This window comes from Dyella amyloliquefaciens, from assembly GCF_004296575.1.
In the GTDB taxonomy this organism is placed as follows: Bacteria; Pseudomonadota; Gammaproteobacteria; order Xanthomonadales; family Rhodanobacteraceae; genus Dyella; species Dyella amyloliquefaciens.
Window position 1 is genome coordinate 1 of record NZ_SAYT01000004.1, and the last position, 20,261, is coordinate 20,261.

The window sequence follows — 20,261 nt, forward strand, 5'->3', positions numbered from 1 at the left end:
CCGTATATGGACTCCTCCCCATTGCAAGCCTCCCGTGCTCTGGCGTCCGTGTCGACTGCACACGTATATCCGGCCTCTGACAACCACACCGCATAGCGGTGCTGGGCCATGATGGGCTAGTCGCGCGCCGGCTCCCAATCGCTTTCTCGTGCTTTAGGGCACTTGGACATTTCAGGGTTTTGCCGGCGCCGGTTCGACCGGTTCGCCATCGTGCGGTGGGCTTAGCAATCGTGGTTGGATGATCGTCGTACGTCTCTATCAGGCGGCCGCCAGGGCCGGTTGGTAATCACGTTGGTGACGCAGTAGAGCCCAAGCCAGTCGCGCCGTCTTGTTGGCCAGGGCCACGCAGGCGACATTGGGATGGGCGCGCTGGGCGAGGCGCACGACCCACTGACTAAGTCGATCGTCCTTGGAGGGCGCCGTGCGCAGCGCTGACCGCGCGCCATGCACGAGGAGCCCGCGTACGTAGGCATCACCGCGCTTACTGATGCCGAGCAGGCGTTCCTTCCCACCTGAGCTGTGTTGACGCGGAGTAAGACCAAGTGAAGCGGCCATCTGACGACCATTGGTAAATTGCTTCGCATCGCCCACGGCGGCAATGAGCGCGGTGGCGACCATCGGGCCTACGCCACGCAAGCACTGCAGTCGCTGGGCATCGGGATCATGCTGCGCAATGAGGGCAATGTCGTGATCGACCTCCGCGAGGCGCTCGTCCAGTGCGCGCAAGTCGCGCCACAGGCCGTCGAGGATTTTCCGGAAGCAGGCGCTCAATCCGTTGTCGGCATCTTCGAGCCACGCAGGAATCGCTCGGCGCAGTGAGGACAGCTCCAGCGGCGCCACCAAGCCGTATTCGGCGGCCAGTCCGCGGATCTGGTTACCCTTCGCGGTGCGTTGCTCCATCAGTCCGGAGCGCACGCGATGCACAGCCTGGATGTCTTGTTGGCGGGTGGTCTTCACAGTGACGAAGCGCATGCTAGGCCGACTCATCGCCTCGCAAATGGCCTCGGCGTCGTTCGCATCGTTCTTGTTGCTCTTCACATACGGCTTCACGAACTGTGGCGCGATCAACTTCACGCGGTAGCCCAGCGCTTGGAGCTGACGAGCCCAATGGTGCGCTCCGCCACAGGCCTCGATGCCAACTTCACAGCCTGGCTCAGCCACTTCCTGGAGCACCTGCAGCCAACGGTCTCGGGGCAGGCGCCGACGCCACACCGTCCGCTCCGACCGGTCCGTGCCGTGCAGCTGGAAAACCTGTTTGGCGATGTCGATCCCAATGCGCGTAAGCTTCATGAGTGGACTCCTCCTCACTGTGACTGGTTGTCTCGCAACTCCAGTCTGGCACTCTTAGATGCCGAGGGTGGGGAGGAGTCCATCCCATTGCTTTCGGGAAGCGGCGTGGCCCAGGCGGTAGAATGGCGGCATGCATATCTTCAAAGTCTTCCATATCGAAGCGGCGCATCGCCTGCCCAACGTGCCGCCTGGCCACAAATGCGCGCGCCTGCATGGGCACTCCTTCAAGGTGGAGATCCATGTGGCCGGCGAGCCCGATCCCACCATGGGCTGGGTGATGGATTTCGCCGACGTGAAAGCCGCGTTCGCCCCGCTGTACGACCAGCTGGACCATCACTACCTCAACGACATTGAAGGCCTCGAGAATCCGACCAGCGAAATGCTTTCGCGCTGGATCTTTCGCCATCTCGAGCCGGCGCTCCCTGGGCTGGACAAGGTGGTCGTGCACGAGACCTGTACCTCCGGTGCCAGTTGCAGTCGCGACAGTTTTTGACGCGTCGCAAAATTCTTTGAGTTGTCGTAATTGACAGTTTCAATTGAAATTTTTGTGACACGGCGGTTCGTTCAGGAAAAATATATTGCAGCGCACAAAATGACTTGGTAGGCTTTCTGCCACTACCCCCACTCCCTTCGAGGGACCAAGTCATGACGCAGCAACTCAACGCCCAGGTTTTTGCCTACGCCAAGCAGCTGGCTGACAGCGCCTTCAAGGCTCAGTCCGTGGCGCTCAAGGGTCTGGAAAAGGTCGCCGAGCTGCAGATCAAGGCGCTCGAGAAGCAGGCCGAAGCCACTTCGGACTTCATCAGCGGTGCTTTCGAGACCCGCGATATCGATGGTCTGCGTGCCCTGTGGGAGAAGGCCACCACCGCGAGCCGCGAGAACGCCGAGCGCGCCGTGTCGGTCACTCAGGAAATCATCGCCGTGACGCAGAAGACCGCCGAGTCGCTCAGTGCACTCGTGCAGGAGCAGCAGCAGGCCGCCAACGACGCCGTTGCCGCGCCGGCCAAGAAGGCTGCGGCCGCCAAGTAATACCGCTTTATCGGCGTAACGCCTCTTCCCCCAGTTGCGCCGTGGGGCCGGACGACAGTCCGGCCCCTTTTCTTTGGCGTATTCGCGAAAACTCGCGAAGGAATTGTGAACGCACCGGCGATTAGACAAGTTGTCGCATCAAGCGCGGCTTGTCGCTGTAAATGCAGCACTGATATACTTTTTCAGATTGGACCGTAGCCCGCAGATGGTTCGGTGCCGCCTAGGGCGAAACCGCGCGGGAGCGTCACGTGCTCAATAGTCTTGCTTCCGGTCGACGCCTGGCGCTGCGCATTATCTTGCTGCAGCTGGCCGTGGCGGCGATTGTGGGACTCACCTTCCTGACGCAGGGGCGCCGCGAGGCATTGGCTGCCTTTGCGGGCGCCACCGTCGTGGCGCTGGGTACCGCGCTATTGGCGTGGCGTACCTTCGCCGGGTTGGGTGGTGGCGGCATGACCATGTGGCGCGTGATGTCAGGAGTGGTCCTGAAGTGGATCGTGATCTTCGGAGGGCTGATCGCGATCCTCGGTCAATGGAAATTACCGCCACTAGCTGCCATCACGGGGCTGGTGGCTGCTTACGCAATAAATTTGCTGGCGTTCAGATTCAAGGGCTAAGACATGGCAAGCGAGCCGCAGGGCGGACTAACCGAATACATCCAGCATCACCTTCACCACAACACGGTGAGTCTGGGTGATAGCCCGTTCATGCAGGTCCATCTCGATTCCATCGTGGTGGCCTTCCTGCTGGGCGCGCTGTTCTGCCTGTGGTTCTGGCTGAAGGCCCGCAAGGCCACCTCGGGCGTGCCGTCCAAGGGCCAGGCCTTCGTCGAGATCATCGTCGAGTTTGTCGACACCCAGGTGAAGGACACCTTCCACGGCGATCGCCGCACGGTGACCCCGCTGGCGCTGTCGATCTTCATGTGGGTGACCTTCCTCAACGCGATGGATCTGCTGCCGCTGGACGCCCCGAGCTTCGCCGTGAAGACGGCTGCCGGTGCCGAGGCTGCGCACCACACGTTCTTCCGCTGGGTGCCGACCGCCGACATCAACACCACGGTGGGCCTGGCGCTGGCCGTGTTCTTCATCGTGCTGGGTCATGGCATCAAGGCCAAGGGCGGCCTGGGCTTCGGCAAGGAGCTGCTGACCGCGCCGTTCCATGCGCACAACCCGGTCGTCGTCGCCATCCTGGTGCCGTTCAATTTCCTGCTCAACGTCGTGGAATACCTGTCCAAGCCGGTGTCGCTCGCCATGCGACTGTTCGGCAACATGTACGGCGGCGAGCTGGTCTTCATGCTGATTGCAGGTCTGTTCGCAGGCTGGATCAGCTTCCTGCCGGGCGTGATCTTCAATACGGCGTGGGCGATATTCCACATTCTGATCATCCTGTTGCAGGCCTTCATCTTCATGATGCTGACCATCGTGTACATCGCTACGGCGCGTGAGCATCACTGACGTTTCGTTCCATCCGGTTCCGCTTTAAACCGCTTTGCCCTTTATCACTTCTTAGAAAGATTCACAGGAGAATTCCATGAACCTCGCCGAACTCATTTCCCATGTTCAGGGCCTCACCGCGATCGCCGTGGGCATCATCATCGGCCTCGGCGCGCTCGGCGCTTGCTTGGGCATCGCCATCATGGGTTCCAAGTTCCTCGAGTCCGCTGCCCGCCAGCCGGAACTGGTCCCGCTGCTGCAGGGTCGCATGTTCCTGCTCGCAGGCCTGATCGACGCCGCGTTCATTATCGGCCTGGCTGTGGCGCTGCTGTTCGCCTTCTCGAACCCGCTGACCGCGCAGGTCATTGCGAACTTCGGCCACTAATCGGCCCGAAGGAGAGTCACCGCGGCGCTGAAAACGCCGCGGTGATCAGCGGTTTAACGCGTTACCGGAGTTAATTGGAAAGCTCATGGATATCAATCTGACTTTCCTGGGCCAGATGGTTTCTTTCGCCATCCTGGTCTGGTTCACCACGAAGTTCATCTGGCCGCAGCTCAATCACGCGATTGAAGAGCGCCAGAAAAAGGTTGCCGAAGGTCTGGCTGCCGCCGAAAAGGCGCGCGCCGAACTGAAGGACGCCGACGCCAAGGTTGCCAACGAGATCAAGCTGGCCCGTCAGCAGGCCAACGAGATCATCGAGCGCGCCCAGGGTCAGGCCAACCAGATCGTGGACAAGGCCCGTGCCGAAGCCATCACCGAGGCCAACCGCCTGAAGGCCAGCGCCGCGGAAGAGATCGTCAGCATGCAGCAGCGTGCGCGCGAAGAACTGCGTGGCTGGGTCGGCCGTCTGGCCGCCCAGGGTGCGGAGAAGATCGTGCAGCGCGAGATCGACGCGTCGGCCCACAAGGCCATGCTCGACCAGCTCGTCTCCGAGATCTAAGCCATGGCCCAGGCAATCACCCTCGCCCGCCCGTACGCACGTGCAGCCTTCGAGCTGGCCCATGAGGCCGGCTCGCTTGGCGCATGGTCGCAGGCGCTGGCGTTCGCCGCCGAAGTGGCGAAGGACGCGCGTGTTGCCAACCTCGGCAATGATCCGCGCGTGCAGCCCTCGCAGCTGGTGGCGATCCACCTTCCGCAGGGCATGGCCGCCGATGCGCCGTTCGCCCGCTTCCTGGGTGAGCTTGCCGAGCACCGCCGCATGGCTCTGCTGCCGGAAATCGCCGCACTGTACGAAGAGTACAAGCGCGAGTCCGAGTCGCAGCTGCTGGTGAAGGTGACCAGTGCGTTCGCGCTGGATACCGCGCAGGCCGAGCAGCTCAAGGCGTCGCTGAAGCGTCGATTCAAGCGCGAGATCGAGCTGGAGACCAGCGTCGATGCATCGCTGCTTGGCGGCGTGGTGATCGACACCGGCAGCGAAGTGATTGACGGCTCCGCCCGCGGACGTCTGTCGCGCTTGACCAGCGCGCTGACGCACTAGGCTTCACGCGAAGTCCGTTTCGCGAAGAGCAAAACCGGCCATCCGTGGCCGGACAACTCACAGATTTAAGCGAAGTCCGTTTCGCGAAGAGCAAAACCCGGCCATCCATGGCAGGACTCTTCAAAAAAGACTCAAAATTCAGGATATCGACCCATGTCCAGCTCCACCTTGAACCCGTCTGAGATCAGCGAACTGATCAAGAGCCGCATCGAGCAGTTCAAGCTCGGCGCGGAAGCACGCAACGAAGGCACGATCATCAGCGTGTCCGACGGCATCGTGCGCATCCACGGCCTGGCCGACGTGATGCAGGGCGAAATGATCGAACTGCCGGGCAATGCCTACGCCCTGACGCTGAACCTCGAGCGTGACTCGGTCGGCGCCGTGGTGCTGGGCGAATACCAGCACCTGCGCGAAGGCGACGTGGCCAAGACCACTGGCCGCATCCTCGAAGTGCCGACCGGTCCGGAGCTGCTGGGCCGCGTGGTCGACGCGCTGGGCAACCCGATCGACGGCAAGGGTCCGATCAATGCCAAGACCAGCTCGGCGATCGAGAAGGTTGCTCCGGGCGTGATCTGGCGTAAGTCGGTCGACCAGCCGGTGCAGACCGGCTACAAGTCCGTCGACTCGATGATCCCGATTGGCCGTGGCCAGCGCGAGCTGATCATCGGCGACCGCCAGACCGGCAAGACCGCGCTGGCCATCGACGCGATCATCAACCAGAAAGACTCCGGCATTAAGTGCATCTACGTCGCGATCGGCCAGAAGCGTTCGTCGATCGCCAACGTCGTGCGCAAGCTCGAAGAGAACGGCGCGCTGGCCAACACCATCGTCGTCGTGGCCTCGGCTTCCGAGTCGGCTGCCCTGCAGTACATCGCGCCGTACTCCGGCTGCGCCATGGGCGAGTACTTCCGTGACCGCGGCGAAGACGCGCTGATCATCTATGACGATCTGTCCAAGCAGGCCGTGGCCTACCGCCAGATCTCGCTGTTGCTGAAGCGCCCGCCGGGCCGCGAAGCCTATCCGGGCGACGTGTTCTATCTCCACTCCCGTCTGCTCGAGCGCGCTGCTCGCGTCTCCGAGGAGTACGTCGAGAAGTTCACCAACGGCGAAGTGAAGGGCAAGACCGGTTCGCTGACCGCGCTGCCGATCATCGAAACGCAGGCCGGTGACGTGTCCGCGTTCGTGCCGACCAACGTGATCTCGATCACCGACGGCCAGATCTTCCTGGAAACCGACCTGTTCAACGCCGGCATCCGCCCGGCCGTGAACGCCGGTATCTCGGTGTCGCGCGTCGGTGGTGCCGCCCAGACCAAGATCGTGAAGAAGCTGTCCGGCGGCGTGAAGCTGGCCCTGGCTCAGTACCGCGAGCTGGCTGCGTTCGCGCAGTTCGCTTCGGACCTCGACCCGGCCACCCGCGCCCAGCTGGACCGCGGCGTGCGCGTGACCGAGCTGATGAAGCAGTCGCAGTACACCCCGCTCTCGATCGCGGAGCTGGCGCTGTCGGTGTACGCCGCTGAAAAGGGCTACCTCGACGACCTGCCGCAGAACAAGGTGCTGCCGTTCGAGAAGGGCCTGCACGCGTTCATGCACCAGAACCACGGCGACCTGATGAAGAAGATCGTTGCCACCGGTGACTGGAACGGCGAGATCGAAGGCATCTTCAAGTCCTCGCTCGACGAGTACAAGAAGACCGGCAGCTGGTAAGCAGTAACAAGGGCGTACGGCCGTCTGGACGGCCGTACCGCACTCCGGCTTGACGGCCGGGATCGCAATAACCCAAAAGGTTGAGGCAAACGTGGCAAGCGGACGCGAAATCAAAACCAAGATCAAGAGCACGCAGAACATGCGCAAGGTGACGCGCGCGCTCGAGATGGTCTCGGCCTCGAAGATCCGCAAGGCGCAGGATCTGATGAAGGCCTCGCGTCCCTATGCGCGCTCGATGCGCAAGGTGATCTCGCACATCGCCCAGGCCAGCACCGAGTTCAACCATCCGTTCCTGGTGGAGCGCGAGACCGTGGCCCGCGTGGGCTACATCGTCATCACCACGGACCGTGGCCTGTGCGGCGGCCTCAATGCCAACCTGTTCCGTCGCATGCTTCCGGCCATCCGTGAGTGGCAGGACAAGGGCGTGCAGGTCGACGTGGTCGCGGTTGGCCAGAAGGCGATCCAGTTCTTCCGCCGTATCAAGGGCGTCAACCTGATCGCCACGGCCAGCCACCTCGGCGAGCGTCCGAAGCTGGAGGCCCTGATCGGCGTGATGAAGGTCGCGCTCGATGCCTACATGGGCGGCAAGCTCGACCGCGTGTTCCTCGCGCACAACGAGTTCGTCAACACGATGACGCAGAAGCCGGCGGTCCATGCGCTGCTTCCGCTGCCCGTGGCGGCCGAGGAAATGGGCGAAGGCCAGACCGGTTCGCCCGATTACCCGGTGTCGGGCCTCAAGCTCGAGCAGAAGCATGACTGGGACTACATCTATGAACCCGATGCCGCCACCGTGCTCGAGCACGTGCTGGGTCGTTACATCGAGTCCGTGGTGTACCAGGGCGTGCTGGAAAACCTCGCCAGCGAACATGCCGCGCGCATGGTGGCGATGAAGAGCGCGTCCGACAACGCAAGCAAGGTGATCGGCGAACTGACGCTCATCTACAACAAGGCGCGTCAGGCCGCGATTACCCAGGAAATCTCGGAAATCGTCGGTGGTGCCGCGGCGGTGTAAGTGCAGGCATCCCTGCCTGCAAGCGCAAGTCAAGAAGCGGCCATCCATGGCCGCGAATGGTTAAAGCGATCATCCATGATCGCCAGATTCAAAAAGCAACCATCGATGGTTGCACTTTTAAACAAGAGCGACGCCCAGGCGGCGCTGTAACGAACCTAAAAGATCCATCCGGAGCACATCCATGAGTCAGGGCAAAGTTGTACAGATCATCGGCGCGGTCATCGACGTGGAATTCCCGCGCGATCAGGTGCCGCAGGTTTACGACGCGCTGAAGATCGACGGCACCGAAATCACGCTGGAAGTCCAGCAGGTGCTCGGTGACGGCATCGTCCGTACCATCGCCCTCGGTTCCACCGATGGCCTGAAGCGTGGCCTCGTGGCCCGCAACACCGGCGAAGGCATCAAGGTGCCGGTCGGCAAGGCCACCCTCGGCCGCATCATGGACGTGCTGGGCAACCCCATCGACGAAGCCGGCCCGATCGGCGAGCAGGATCGCTGGGTCATCCACCGCGAAGCCCCGAGCTATGACGACCAGGCTGCCGCCAACGACCTGCTGGAAACCGGCATCAAGGTCATCGACCTGGTGTGCCCGTTCGCCAAGGGCGGCAAGGTCGGCCTGTTCGGCGGCGCCGGCGTGGGCAAGACCGTGAACATGATGGAGCTCATCAACAACATCGCTAAGGCGCACGCGGGTCTGTCCGTGTTTGCCGGCGTGGGCGAGCGTACCCGCGAGGGCAACGACTTCTACCACGAGATGAAGGACTCCAACGTGCTCGACAAGGTGGCCATGGTGTACGGCCAGATGAACGAGCCGCCGGGCAACCGTCTGCGCGTGGCGCTGACCGGCCTGACCATGGCCGAGTACTTCCGCGACGAGAAGGACGAGACCGGCAAGGGCAAGGACGTGCTGCTGTTCGTGGACAACATCTACCGCTACACGCTGGCTGGTACCGAGGTGTCCGCACTGCTCGGCCGTATGCCGTCCGCCGTGGGTTACCAGCCGACGCTGGCCGAGGAAATGGGCGTCCTGCAGGAGCGCATCACCTCGACCAAGACCGGTTCGATCACCTCGATCCAGGCCGTGTACGTGCCCGCGGATGACCTGACCGACCCGTCGCCGGCCACCACCTTCGCCCACTTGGATGCGACCGTGGTGCTCTCGCGTAACATCGCCTCGCTGGGTATCTACCCGGCCGTGGACCCGCTGGACTCCACCAGCCGTCAGCTCGACCCGAACGTGATCGGCGCCGAGCACTACGACGTGGCCCGTCGCGTGCAGGGCACCCTGCAGCGCTACAAGGAGCTCAAGGACATCATCGCGATCCTGGGCATGGACGAACTGTCGGAAGACGACAAGCTGGCCGTGTCGCGCGCCCGCAAGATCGAGCGCTTCTTCTCGCAGCCGTTCCACGTGGCCGAAGTGTTCACCGGCTCGCCGGGCAAGTACGTGCCGCTGAAGGAAACCATCCGCGGCTTCAAGATGATCGTGGACGGCGACGTGGACCACCTGCCGGAGCAGGCGTTCTACATGGTCGGCGGCATCGACGAGGCCATCAAGAAGGCCGAGGAAATGGGCGCCAAGAAGGCGGCCTGATCGGTGTGAGGCATTACGGTGAAGCGCGACCATCGCGTTTCACCGGCACCACACAGCATCGTCTGCTTTTCACCGAACGCACCGGAATACCGTCATGAGTCATACCCTCCGTGTCGACATCGTCAGCGCCGAAGCCGAGATCTTCTCTGGCGAAGCGCAGCTCGTGGTCGCCACCGGCGAGATGGGCGAACTGGGCATTGCGCCCCGCCACGCGCCGCTGATCACCCGCCTGAAGGCCGGCCACGTCGACGTGGTGCTGGGCAACGGCGAGCGTCAGCAGTTCTGGGTGTCGGGCGGCATCCTGGAAGTGCAGCCGCAGGTTGTCACCGTGCTGGCCGACACCGCCGCACGCGCGTCCGATCTGGACGAAGCCTCCGCGCAGCGCGCCAAGCAGGAAGCCGAAGAGGCGCTGGCCAACCGCACCGATGCGGTGGAGATCGCCGAGGCGCAGGCCAAGCTGGCCGAAGCCATCACCCAGCTGCAGGCCCTCGAGCGCCTGCGCAAGACGCTCAAGCACTAAGTCCACGGCAACGTGGCTGCGAAACGCCGGCCTCGTGCCGGCGTTTTTGTTTATGCTGCCTCCATTGAGGGGGAGGCGTGGAATGGACGCTACGTACCGTGGCGGTTGTGCGATTGCCCGTGTGCCATGTATCGGCATTCTTGCCCTCGCCCTGGCAAGCTGCGCCAACACGCCACCAGCCAGGCCCGCCAGGCCGACGACGGAGGGCGATACCTCCTATCGAGCCACGGCGAAGAACGATCTCCGGCACTATCAACTTGCCCTCGGCCAGGTGGCGACCGGCGCCGTTCCCCGTGACCACCCTGCGCCGATCTATCCCCCTTCGCTGCTGGAGCAGAGGCTTCCGCCGCAGGAAGTGGAAGCACTCCTGATCGTGGATGAAGCGGGCAAAGTCACCGAAGTGCGTATGGCCGGTGAAGCGAAGGCAAACGCCGATACGCGCCTGTTTTATGCCGCGGTCCGGGCGGCTGCCATGCAATGGGCCTTCACTCCCCTGCACGTTACCCAGTGGGCCGCGGATGCCGACGGCAACACGCATGAAACGGGTAGCGAAGAGCGCCCGTTCAGCATGGACTATGTATTTCGTTTTGCCTGGAAGGACGGCAAGCCGGTCACCGATGCATCGGCGCCACCCCATGTCACGAGATAGCCAGAAGGCCTACCTCCTCGGGTACCGGAGTGCGTGCACCCTGGCTGTTATTCTCCGCCGCTAGCCAAGACAGGTCTGCCCATGATCAAGAACGCTCCGCTGCACGTGATCGTCCTAGCCGCCGGCGAAGGCAAGCGCATGAAGTCGAAGAAGGCCAAGGTGCTGATGCCGTTGGCCGGGCGTCCGTTGCTGGCGCACGTGCTGGAGGCTGCCCGCGCGCTCAAGCCGCAGGTGATCCACCTGGTCTACGGCCATTGCGGCGAGCAGGTGCATGCGGCGTTCGACGGTGATGTCGACCTGCGCTGGGTGCTGCAGTCGCAACGCCTGGGTACCGGTCATGCCGTGCGCGAGGCGCTGCTGGACGTACCGGACGACGCCACCGTGCTGGTGCTCTACGGCGACGTGCCGCTGACCCGCCCGCAGACACTGGAGCGCCTGGTACGCGCCGAAGGGACGGTGAGCCTGCTTGCCACGCGTGTGGCCAATCCGTTTGGTTACGGCCGCGTGCTGCGCGACGGCAACGGCTACGTGCGTGCGGTCGTGGAAGAGAAGGACGCGGACGACGCGCAGCGCGCGAACAACCTGATCAATACCGGCATCCTTGCGGCCGAGGCGGTCGCGCTCAAGCGCTGGACGTCCAAGCTCGACCGCAACAACGTGCAGGGCGAGTACTACCTCACCGACATCTTCGCGATGGCTGCCGGCGAGAACCGCTCTGCCAGCTGCGTGGAATGCGAGGACGAATACGAGGCGGCGGGCGCCAACAATCCCTGGCAGCTGGCCGAGCTGGAAGCGCAGTACCGCCAGCGCGCCGTCAAGGCGCTCGCGCTCGAGGGCGTGCGCATGGTCGATCCTGCGCGCATCGACATCCGCGGCACGGTCAGCGCCGGCATGGACGTGGAGATCGATGCCAACGTGATCTTCGAGGGCGACGTCACGCTGGGCGACGACGTGCTCGTCGGTCCCTTCACCCGCCTGAAGGACGTGAAGCTCGCCGCCGGCACCGTCGTGCAGGCGCATTGCGATCTGGAGGGCGTGGTGACGCACGGTCCATGCACGATCGGGCCGTTCGCGCGCCTGCGTCCGGGTACGGAGCTGGCCGCCGGCGTGCATATCGGCAACTTCGTCGAGACCAAGAAGGCGCAGATCGGCGAGGGCAGCAAGGCCAACCACCTGAGCTATCTCGGCGACACCGTGATCGGCAGTGGCGTGAATGTCGGCGCCGGCACCATCACCTGCAACTACGACGGCGCCAACAAGCACGTGACCACGATCGGTGATGGCGCCTTCATCGGCTCCAACAGTGCGCTGGTGGCGCCCGTCACCATTGGTGCGCAGGCCACCATCGGCGCCGGGTCGGTGATCGGCAAGGACGCGCCGGCGGGCGAGCTGACCATCGCGCGCGCGCGCCAGACGACGTTGCATGGCTGGCATCGGCCGATCAAGCAGAAGTGACCGGCATAGTCCGAATGGTCTGATGTCTTGCGGGCCGGCCGCGGCGTATAACTCGCGCCGCGTTCGCCAAAGGGAGAGGGCCATGCGTCATCCGGGCAGGTTCAAGCTGATCGCCGTCGTCATGCTCTGGTTTTTGAGCCTGACGGCACTGCAAGCCACCACTGGCGTGCGTGAACTGCGCGCCACGCCGGATACCCGGTCTGCGCCGGATGCGGACTATGCGCTGCATGCCGCCACCTTCGGTGGTGGCCCCGTCACCCTGATCGATGTGCACGCCGGCGGCGGCGACTGGGTGCGCGCCGACCCGGCAAAGCTGCCGCCGTTTCCGAGGGATGCCCCGGTCGCGGGCAAGGTCCCGCTGCAATGGTTCTACGGTGCGGTCGCGGGCTGGATGCCGGTGCCGGCGGGCTGGCGCCTGCAGCGCGCCGAGATCGGCATGGACGGCGGCACGGTCTACACCTACGCGTCGCCCGAGGGCGCGGCGGCCGGCTGGATTACCTACACGGTGATTCCCGCCTGCGTGGGCTGCATGCTGGACGAAACCAATGGACTGCTGCCGGGCGCGGGCGAGCGCCTGGCGTCACTCAGCGGTTCGCCGGAATCCAACCTCGGCCAGACCAATCCGGTGATGAGCTGGCAGTCGCGTCCGGACGATTGCACGGCGCTGTTCCGCTACCGTTCCGGCGGTCTCACCGTGCATGCCGCCGTGCTCAGCAGCGTGCCGATCTCGGCGCTGGACAGTCAGAAGGGCGACCTCGCCGTGGCGGACGTCTACGCCGCGCTGCCGGCCGCCAAAGCGGGCGCGGCCGATTACCTGCTTGGCCACTTCAGGCAGGCGTTCCCGGCCTGCCATTCGCCGAACGGCTGGTCGGGCTGAGCTTTCAGGCGTAGCGCCAGCCGTCGATTTCCACCAGCAGCTCCTGGCGGCAGATGTCGCCGTGCAGCAGCAGCACCGGCACGCCGGGCAGGCGGTGCTGCAGGAAGTCGTGCACCAGGGGCGCGTCGGTGGGCTGGCGCACATAGGCCTTGAGTGGCGACTGGGTGTCGAAGCCGGCCGTCATGTCCGCGCTCTGCAGCAGCGCCTCGAGGTTGGTAAGCGTTTCGCCCAGTTGGGCCAGCAGGTCGTCGTCGTGGGTCGAGGCGTGGCCCACTACGGCTGCGGTACCCGAGATGGCCAGGGCGTCGTCCGCCGGCAGCCGCATGGCGCGTGCGAAGCTCGGCGGCGTGCGGCCGTACTGGCGCGGGTAGCGCCAGGCGCTCACCTGGCGGGGGTTCTCCACGCGCTGGCCCGGTTCATCGCAGGCCAGCAGGTACACCTGCAGGCGGGGCGCCGCGGCGTGATGCCCGATCGCGGTGGCGGCCGGAAAGCCGTCGGCGAAGACTTCACCCATGCCGGAGGCGCGGCCGTCGCAGAACTGCTTATAGCGTTCGACGTCGCCCTCGCCCTGGTTGATGTCCCCCAGGTAATTCCACAGGCGCTGCACGTGCCGCTCGCCGCGCGTGGCCAGCAACCGGCATAGCTGGGCATAGGCCTCGCGGGCCGTGTCGCGCGGGCCGCCGTGCTCGTGCTCGTCCAGGGTGATGGCCGCGAACAGCCAGCCGTCGCCGGCCGACCACTGCACGTCGCCCTCGCGGCCCTGGCTGACCGGGCCGTCCACTCGCCAGACCTCCAACGGCACCGGCGCGTCGAAGCTCTCCAGGTCCACGCCGAGCCAGCGTGGATCGCTGCTGCGCACGGCGCCGGCACCAAAGCCGAACACTGCCAGGGTGCCCGACTCGCGCAGGACCTCATCCGGTCCGGCATGGCGATAAGACACCTGCGGCGCGCGGCGCAGCGCAGGCTTGGCGTTTTCACAACCCTGAACCATGGGAGACCAGCCGGGGAAACAGGGTCGCTATGTTACACTCGCCGGTCGCCGCCTCTGGGGGAGAGGCGCTTGAATCGAGTACGGGATCGGGCATGGCCGAGCAGAGCATCGCACAACACGAACTGGCCACTTTGATCGTGGAAAGCCTCAATCTGGAAGCGGTGTCAGCCGACCAGATCGACCCGGATGCCCCCCTGTTCGGCGGCGATCTGGGTCTCGACTCCATCGACGCGCTGGAAATCGCGCTGGCGGTGTCCAAGCGCTACGGCTTCCAGCTGCGCTCGGACAACCCGGAAAACCAGCAGATCTTCTCCAGCCTGCGCATGCTGTCCGAGCATGTCGAACGGCACCGTGCCGTTTAACCTGCATCGGGCATGATGTCAGGCGGGCACGGCACACTGGTGCCGTCACCCCGACACCAAGCGAGCAGGCCGAGCTACGCATGTCTTGTGTTCCCGCCATTTCATCGACGTCTTCATCGCGGCGCTGGCTGCCGCTGATGTTCGGCTACCCGGTGCTGGCGATGGCGGGCGTGCTCACGCATCGCCAGGGTTTCTCGCTGGCGGCCTGCGTCCTGCTGCTCACCCTGCTGTTGGCACCCTCTCTCGCGGCGCGCCGCGTGTTGGCGTGGCTGGCGTGGGCACTCATGCTGGCCGCGATGGGCTGGCTGTGGATGCACGATCTCGTCAGCCTGTTGCTGGAATGCGTGCCCATCGCCATCAACGTGCTGCTGGCATCGCTGTTCGGGCGCAGCCTGCGCGAGGGTTCGACGCCGCTGATCGCGCGTTTCATCGAGGTGGTGGAAGGACCGGAGCGCCTGCAGGTGCCGGGCCTGATGCGCTATGCGCGCCAGCTCACCTGCTTCTGGACCTTGTTGACGGCCGCGCAGGCGACCGTGCTCGCCGTACTGCTGCTGTGTGCCGAACCGGGCGGACTCCTTGCGTCGCTGGGCGTTGCTTCGCCGCTGCCGGTGCCCGCCGGCTTGGCGCAGTCCTACGTGCACATCGGAGGCTACGTGCTGATCGTCGCGGCGTTCCTGCTCGAAAACGCGTACCGCCGCTGGCATCTGCGCCATCTTTCGCATCCGCGCCTGCATGAGCTCGCGCTCGGCATCGCGGCGCGCTGGCCACAGCTGCTGCGGGGACAGGATCCGGCGTCGCCATGAGTCCCGCTGCCTTTCATCGTGAATTCCAGGTGGCGGCTGATCACCCCTGCCTGCCCGGGCACTTCCCCGGATCGCCGCTGGTGCCGGGCGTGATGCTGCTGGAGCAGGTCGCGCTGGCCTTGCGTGCGTGGCGTGGCGAACGCCTCGCGCGCGTGCAGGACGCCAAGTTCGTGGGGCCGCTGCTGCCTGGACAGCACGCACAGGTCACGCTGACGGAGATGCACGGTCGCGTACGCTTCGAGATCCGTCACGAAGGCGAACTGCTGGCGCGTGGCACCGTCGAGGGCGCGTCATGAGCGAACACTGGCAGAGCCGCCCCGAAGGCGGCGGGCACTTCGCCATCTGGCTGTTCTGTGCCATCGCGTTGCGCGGCGGGCGCCGGCTGGGCCGCGCGCTGCTGTATCCGATCACACTGTACTTCTACCTGCGGCGGCAGCCGGAGCGTGACGCGTCGCGCCACTTCCTCGAGCGTGTGCTCGGCAAGCCGGTCAGCGTATGGCAGGTGATGAAGCATCTCCATGCCTTTGCCGCGGTCACCTTCGACCGCATCTTCCTGCTCGCCCATGGAGAGAAGAATTTCGACATCGCCGTGGAAGGCCTCGACGCGCTGGAATCCACGCTGGCGCAAGGCAAGGGCCTGCTGCTGGTGGGCTCGCATCAAGGCAGCTTCGAGGCGCTGCGCGTGCTCAGCTCGCGCCGGCCCGACATTCCGTTACGCGTGGTGCTCGACAAGCAAAAGACGCCATCGATGACCGAGCTGTTCGAAACGCTCGCTCCCGACATCGGCGCCCACGTGATCGATGCCTCGCTGGGTGGTGCTTCCATCACGCTCGCCATGGCCGAGGCCTGCGAAAAGGGCGCGATGGTTGCGCTGCTGGCTGACCGCGGGCGCGAGCATGAGGTGCTGCGCCGCACGCCGTTCCTCGGCGAGCCGGCACCGTTTCCGGTCGGGCCATGGCTGCTTGCGCATTCGCTGCGCGTGCCGGTGATGCTGTGCTTTGGCCTGTATGAAGGCGGCAATCGCTATCGTCTCGTGTTCGAGCCGTTTGCCGACCCCGTGGAGATTCCGCGCCACGATCGCACGCGGGCGCTGGATGCCTGGATTGCCCGCTATGCAAGTCGCGTGGAGCACTATGTCCACGTCGCTCCCTACAACTGGTTCAACTTCTATGATTTCTGGCAGCAAGACGTGGCTACTGCTGTGCGGCCTGATGCTGTCGCTGTGCGCGAACGCGTCGGCGCCTGAGGAAGCCGCTACGGCGCGGGCGCTGGTGGCCTCGCTGGGCCGCCCGGCGCCTGCACGCACGCCGTTCGCCGAAGCGCGTTTCATGAAGATGCTGGACCAGCCGCTGGTGGTGACTGGTGAGCTGGCATGGCTGGGCGGCGATCGCCTGGAACGCCGGGTGGACCACCCGAACCACGAAGTGTCGACCATCGCCGACGGCGAGGTGAGCCAGCAGCGCGAAGGGCGCGAGCCGCGTCGCTTCTCGCTGAAGCGGGCACCGCAGCTGCAGATCCTGCTGGACAGCTTCGTCGCCATGCTCGGCGGCGATGCCACGCGCCTGGAACAGGCGTTCGCCATCCAGTACAGCGGTACCGATGCCAAGCGCTGGACGCTGATCCTCACGCCGCGTGATCCGAAACTCGTGCGCACGGTCAGTCGCATCGAGATCGAAGGCGCCGGCAACGAGCCGCACTGCATGCGCATGCAGGAGGCCGATGGCGACCTCGCCGTCGATCTGCTGGGTGACCTGGCCGCGAAGATGCCCGCCGCACCGACCCGCGAGGCGCTCGCGGTCCTCTGTCGAGGCGGTTGAGCATGCGCCTTGGCGGGCGTTGGACGCTGTTGGTGGTATGGCTGGTGTTGCTGGCCGGCGTGGGCGTCTTCGTGGTGCAACACCTGCGTGTCAGCACCGACCTGCGCAGCTTCATGCCCGCGCCGACCACGCCGGACCAGCGCCTCCTGATGGAGCAGGTGGGCGAGGGGCCGGGTTCGCGCCTGCTGCTGCTCGCCATTGCCGGCAAGACCGACCAGCAGCTTGCGGCGCTGAGCCAGCAATTGACGGCATCGCTGCGCAAGGACGAGCGCTACAGCCAGGTGCTCAACGGCAGTTTCGATATCGCGTCGCTCGACGAGGCATTACTGCCCTACCGTTACCTGTTGTCTCCCACGCTCGACACGCATGCGTTGGACGCGCCGTACCTGCGCGATGAGCTGGAGCAGCGCCTGGAGGATCTGTCCTCGCCCGCCGCCGGCCTGCTCAAGGGGCTGCTCCCGCGTGATCCCACGCTGGAAGTGCTGAAACTGGCCGAACGCTGGACGCCACCCAAGTCGCCGGAAGTACGCGAGGGCGTGTGGTTCTCCGCGCAGGGCGAGGCCTTGCTGCTGGTGCAGACGCGCGCGGCCGGTTTCGATCCGGATGCACAGACACTGGCGATCGACGGCATCCGCCAAGCCTTCGATGCCTTGCCCGATCATGCGGGTGCCAAGCTCATCGTGAGCGGGCCGGGGTACTTCAGCGTGGTGGCCAACGCGCAGACGCGCGGGCAGGCCGAATGGATCGGCCGCGTGTCCACGGTGGGTTTCATCCTGCTGCTGTTGTTGGCCTATCGCAGCATCAGTTCGCTGTTGCTGTCGGCATTGCCGATCGCCAGTGCGGCGCTCGCCGGTATCGCGGCGCTGGTGCTGCTGTTCCCGCAGGTGCACGGCATCACGCTGGCGTTTGGCTTCACCTTGCTGGGCGTGGCGCAGGAGTATCCGATCCGCGTGCTCAGTCACCGGCGTGCTGGTGAAAACGCACTGCAAAGCGTGCGCGACCTGTGGCCGCTGCTGCTCATCGCCATCGCATCGGCCTGCATCGCGTACCTGGCGTTCTACGCATCCGGCGTGAACGGCCTCAAGCAACTGGCGGTGTTCACCATCACGGGCCTGCTGGTCGCAGGATTCAGCACCCGATATGCGCTGCCGCACCTGCTGCCCGAGCGCGTACACGACGTCGCCGGCATGGGCTGGCTGGTGCGTGCGCGGCGCTGGGTCGATGCCTTGCCGCGTCCACGCTGGATTCCCGTGCTGGTCGCGATCGCCACGGTGCTGATGCTGGTGTTCGCCCGCGGTGCGTTCTGGCAGAACGACCTAGCCGCGCTGACGCCGCTGCCCCGGGATCTGCTGCAGGAAGACGCGCGCCTGCGCGAAGCGCTCGGCGCGCCGGACGTGCGTTACCTGCTGGTCCTGGAGGCACGGGACGAACAAGGCGTGCTCGCCCTGTCCGAACGTCTGGAGCCGGCCGTCCAGGCGCTGTTGGCCACGCACGCGGTGGATGCCATCGAGCTGCCGTCGCGTTACCTGCCCAGCGAAACGGTGCAGCGCGCCCGCCAGCAGCGACTACCGGATCGTCCGACGCTGGAGCGCGCCCTGTCCGACGCACAACAGGGCATGCCGTTCCAGGCGGGCCTGTTCGCGCCCTTTGTCGACGATGTGCAGAAAGCGCGCGAGTTGCCCCCGTTGACGGAGGAGCGCTTCGCCACTTCGCCGCTGGGCCAGCGCATTGCGGCGATGCTGGTGTCGCGTGGCGACCATTGGGTGGGCCTGGGTACGCTCAGCGGCGTACATGACGTGGCGGCGTTGCAATCGCTCGCGCAGGGCAGCGGCGGTTCGGTGCGCCTGCTCGATCTGAAGGAGACCGCGGAGTCGATGGTGGTGGCCTATCGCACGCGCATTCTGCACGCGCTGCTGGCGGCGACCCTGCTGTTGGTGGTGGCGATCACCCTGGCCCTGCGCAGCATCCGGCGAGCCTGGCACGTGCTGGCGCCGATGACGCTGGCGACCTTCCTGGTGCTGGCGGTGGAACGCGTGGCAGGCGTGGAAGTCTCGTTGTTCCATCTGGTGGCGTTGATCCTCGCCGCCGGTCTCGGCCTGCATTACGCGCTGTTCTTCGAGCGCGATACCGGCGATGCCGCCGAGCAGCGCCGCACGCTGCACGCCACGCTGGTGTGCGTGCTGTCCGCCTTGCTGGTGTTCGGCATGCTGGCGTGGAGTTCCATTCCGGTGTTGCGCGCCATCGGCCTCACCGTCAGCCTTGGCGTGGCCTTCCATTTCTGTCTTTCGATCCTGATGGCTCCGCATGCTCGCCAAGACTGACTGGGCACATCTCATTCCCCACCAGGGCGCGATGTGCCTGCTCGATGCCGTGGTGTCATGGGATGACACCGACATCCACGCCACGAGCAATAGCCATGCACAGTCGGATCATCCGCTGCGCGGCGAGCATGGTCTTCACGCCGTGCACCTCGCCGAATACGGTGCGCAGGCGATGGCTGTCCACGGGGCGTTGCTGGCGAGTCGGCAAGGCGAGGCTGGTCCGCGTCCCGGGCGGCTCGTGAGCCTGCGCGATGTGACGCTGGCGGTGGAAGTCGTCGATGTCGCTGCTGGCCATCTGGACGTCCATGCGCACTGCCTGTACGCCGATGAATCGGGGGCGCAGTATGCGTTCCGTGTGGAGCAGCGCGGCCATCTCCTGGCGTCCGGACGCGCAGCGGTCATCCACCCTGTTTCCTGACAGCGAGACTTTCCATGTCCCATGCCCAAGCTCCCCGACGTGCGCTGGTCACTGGTGGCAGTGGCGATCTCGGTGGCGCGATCTGCCGGGCGCTGGCGCAGGGCGGCTACCACGTGATCGTTCATGCGAACGCCTCGCTGGCGCGTGCGGACGATGTGGCGGCTGCCATTCGTGACGCGGGCGGGAGTGCTCAGTCCATCGCCTTTGATGTCACCGATGCCGAGGTCACCCGGCAGGCCATCGACACGCTGTTGGTCGACGGCGCGATCCATGCCGTGGTGAACAACGCGGGCATCCACCAGGACGGTCCGTTGGCGGGCATGTCGGAAGACGCGTGGCGTCGCGTCATTTGATCGGGGAGGATTTTCCGGTCGAACGTATCCGCGAGATCGTGCCCGCGCAGCGCGCAGGCAAACCGGAGGAGGTGGCGGCCCTGGTGGCTTTCCTGTGCTCCGACGCCGCGGGCTACATCAACGGCCAGGTCATCGGTGTCAACGGCGGCATGGCCTAA

Annotated in this window: 23 protein-coding genes and 1 pseudogene; 22 read left to right on the forward strand and 2 right to left on the reverse strand. The window is 65.2% G+C overall.

Features of this window, described 5'->3' with window-relative positions; translation table 11 throughout:
* Positions 1-258 precede the first annotated feature (258 nt).
* Positions 259-1,290, reverse strand: coding sequence for an IS110 family RNA-guided transposase (locus EPB08_RS10300; protein ID WP_130619023.1), 1,032 nt, complete (start codon positions 1,288-1,290; stop codon positions 259-261).
* 130 nt (positions 1,291-1,420) lie between these two features.
* Here EPB08_RS10300 and queD point away from each other — a divergent pair, with 130 nt between their 5' ends.
* The 14 genes from queD to EPB08_RS10370 all read left to right on the forward strand — a co-directional run bounded on the left by queD (position 1,421) and on the right by EPB08_RS10370 (position 13,038).
* Positions 1,421-1,783, forward strand: coding sequence for a 6-carboxytetrahydropterin synthase QueD (gene queD, locus EPB08_RS10305; protein ID WP_130619024.1), 363 nt, complete (start codon positions 1,421-1,423; stop codon positions 1,781-1,783).
* A 152-nt stretch (positions 1,784-1,935) separates the two neighbouring features.
* Positions 1,936-2,319 carry a phasin family protein gene (locus tag EPB08_RS10310; protein ID WP_130619025.1) on the forward strand — a complete coding sequence of 128 codons (384 nt, stop codon included), beginning with the start codon at positions 1,936-1,938 and terminating at the stop codon, positions 2,317-2,319.
* Between the two features lie 248 nt (positions 2,320-2,567).
* Positions 2,568-2,933: a hypothetical protein gene (locus EPB08_RS10315; RefSeq protein ID WP_130619026.1), complete on the forward strand. Its 366-nt coding sequence runs from the start codon at positions 2,568-2,570 to the stop codon at positions 2,931-2,933.
* A 3-nt stretch (positions 2,934-2,936) separates the two neighbouring features.
* Complete coding sequence (atpB, locus tag EPB08_RS10320) at positions 2,937-3,770, forward strand: F0F1 ATP synthase subunit A (RefSeq protein WP_130619027.1); 834 nt, start codon at positions 2,937-2,939, stop codon at positions 3,768-3,770.
* 76 nt (positions 3,771-3,846) lie between these two features.
* Positions 3,847-4,134, forward strand: coding sequence for a F0F1 ATP synthase subunit C (gene atpE / locus EPB08_RS10325; protein WP_102301691.1), 288 nt, complete (start codon positions 3,847-3,849; stop codon positions 4,132-4,134).
* An 85-nt stretch (positions 4,135-4,219) separates the two neighbouring features.
* On the forward strand, positions 4,220-4,690 hold the full coding sequence (locus tag EPB08_RS10330) for a F0F1 ATP synthase subunit B (RefSeq protein WP_130619028.1): 471 nt from the start codon (positions 4,220-4,222) through the stop codon (positions 4,688-4,690).
* A gap of 3 nt (positions 4,691-4,693) precedes the next feature.
* The gene (locus EPB08_RS10335; RefSeq protein ID WP_130619029.1) at positions 4,694-5,227 is read left to right on the forward strand and encodes a F0F1 ATP synthase subunit delta; all 534 of its coding nucleotides are present in this window, start codon (positions 4,694-4,696) and stop codon (positions 5,225-5,227) included.
* Between the two features lie 153 nt (positions 5,228-5,380).
* Positions 5,381-6,931 carry a F0F1 ATP synthase subunit alpha gene (atpA, locus tag EPB08_RS10340; RefSeq protein ID WP_130619030.1) on the forward strand — a complete coding sequence of 517 codons (1,551 nt, stop codon included), beginning with the start codon at positions 5,381-5,383 and terminating at the stop codon, positions 6,929-6,931.
* 91 nt (positions 6,932-7,022) lie between these two features.
* Positions 7,023-7,943, forward strand: a complete 921-nt coding sequence (gene atpG / locus EPB08_RS10345) for a F0F1 ATP synthase subunit gamma (RefSeq protein WP_130619031.1) — start codon at positions 7,023-7,025, stop codon at positions 7,941-7,943.
* A 181-nt stretch (positions 7,944-8,124) separates the two neighbouring features.
* On the forward strand, positions 8,125-9,537 hold the full coding sequence (atpD, locus tag EPB08_RS10350) for a F0F1 ATP synthase subunit beta (protein WP_130619032.1): 1,413 nt from the start codon (positions 8,125-8,127) through the stop codon (positions 9,535-9,537).
* A gap of 94 nt (positions 9,538-9,631) precedes the next feature.
* Positions 9,632-10,057 carry a F0F1 ATP synthase subunit epsilon gene (locus tag EPB08_RS10355; RefSeq protein ID WP_130619033.1) on the forward strand — a complete coding sequence of 142 codons (426 nt, stop codon included), beginning with the start codon at positions 9,632-9,634 and terminating at the stop codon, positions 10,055-10,057.
* Positions 10,058-10,139: 82 nt separating this feature from the next.
* Positions 10,140-10,706 (forward strand): hypothetical protein, encoded by a 567-nt coding sequence (locus EPB08_RS10360; RefSeq protein ID WP_229238299.1) that lies wholly within the window; start codon positions 10,140-10,142, stop codon positions 10,704-10,706.
* Between the two features lie 84 nt (positions 10,707-10,790).
* Entirely contained in the window at positions 10,791-12,161 is a 1,371-nt protein-coding gene (gene glmU, locus EPB08_RS10365) for a bifunctional UDP-N-acetylglucosamine diphosphorylase/glucosamine-1-phosphate N-acetyltransferase GlmU (protein WP_130619305.1), read from the forward strand.
* A gap of 82 nt (positions 12,162-12,243) precedes the next feature.
* Positions 12,244-13,038 carry a DUF4850 domain-containing protein gene (locus EPB08_RS10370; RefSeq protein ID WP_130619034.1) on the forward strand — a complete coding sequence of 265 codons (795 nt, stop codon included), beginning with the start codon at positions 12,244-12,246 and terminating at the stop codon, positions 13,036-13,038.
* A gap of 4 nt (positions 13,039-13,042) precedes the next feature.
* Here the strand turns inward: EPB08_RS10370 and EPB08_RS10375 are convergent, their stop codons facing one another.
* Positions 13,043-14,029, reverse strand: a complete 987-nt coding sequence (locus EPB08_RS10375; RefSeq protein WP_130619035.1) for a chorismate transformation FkbO/Hyg5 family protein — start codon at positions 14,027-14,029, stop codon at positions 13,043-13,045.
* A gap of 92 nt (positions 14,030-14,121) precedes the next feature.
* On the opposite strand from EPB08_RS10375, the gene EPB08_RS10380 reads away from it, so the two are divergent.
* The 8 genes and pseudogenes from EPB08_RS10380 to EPB08_RS10415 all read left to right on the forward strand — a co-directional run bounded on the left by EPB08_RS10380 (position 14,122) and on the right by EPB08_RS10415 (position 20,261).
* Positions 14,122-14,391 carry a phosphopantetheine-binding protein gene (locus EPB08_RS10380; RefSeq protein ID WP_130619036.1) on the forward strand — a complete coding sequence of 90 codons (270 nt, stop codon included), beginning with the start codon at positions 14,122-14,124 and terminating at the stop codon, positions 14,389-14,391.
* An 80-nt stretch (positions 14,392-14,471) separates the two neighbouring features.
* Complete coding sequence (locus EPB08_RS10385; RefSeq protein WP_165418478.1) at positions 14,472-15,194, forward strand: COG4648 family protein; 723 nt, start codon at positions 14,472-14,474, stop codon at positions 15,192-15,194.
* Positions 15,191-15,490 (forward strand): ApeI family dehydratase, encoded by a 300-nt coding sequence (locus EPB08_RS10390; protein WP_130619037.1) that lies wholly within the window; start codon positions 15,191-15,193, stop codon positions 15,488-15,490. The genes EPB08_RS10385 and EPB08_RS10390 overlap by 4 nt, the downstream gene beginning before the upstream one ends.
* Positions 15,487-16,440 (forward strand): lysophospholipid acyltransferase family protein, encoded by a 954-nt coding sequence (locus EPB08_RS10395; protein WP_130619038.1) that lies wholly within the window; start codon positions 15,487-15,489, stop codon positions 16,438-16,440. Before EPB08_RS10390 ends, EPB08_RS10395 begins: the two co-directional genes overlap by 4 nt.
* Positions 16,364-17,011, forward strand: a complete 648-nt coding sequence (locus EPB08_RS10400) for a LolA-related protein (RefSeq protein ID WP_229238300.1) — start codon at positions 16,364-16,366, stop codon at positions 17,009-17,011. The genes EPB08_RS10395 and EPB08_RS10400 overlap by 77 nt, the downstream gene beginning before the upstream one ends.
* A 2-nt stretch (positions 17,012-17,013) precedes the next feature.
* Complete coding sequence (locus EPB08_RS10405; RefSeq protein WP_130619039.1) at positions 17,014-19,332, forward strand: MMPL family transporter; 2,319 nt, start codon at positions 17,014-17,016, stop codon at positions 19,330-19,332.
* Positions 19,316-19,750 (forward strand): hotdog family protein, encoded by a 435-nt coding sequence (locus EPB08_RS10410; RefSeq protein ID WP_130619040.1) that lies wholly within the window; start codon positions 19,316-19,318, stop codon positions 19,748-19,750. The genes EPB08_RS10405 and EPB08_RS10410 overlap by 17 nt, the downstream gene beginning before the upstream one ends.
* A 14-nt stretch (positions 19,751-19,764) precedes the next feature.
* Positions 19,765-20,261, forward strand: a pseudogene (locus tag EPB08_RS10415) (SDR family oxidoreductase).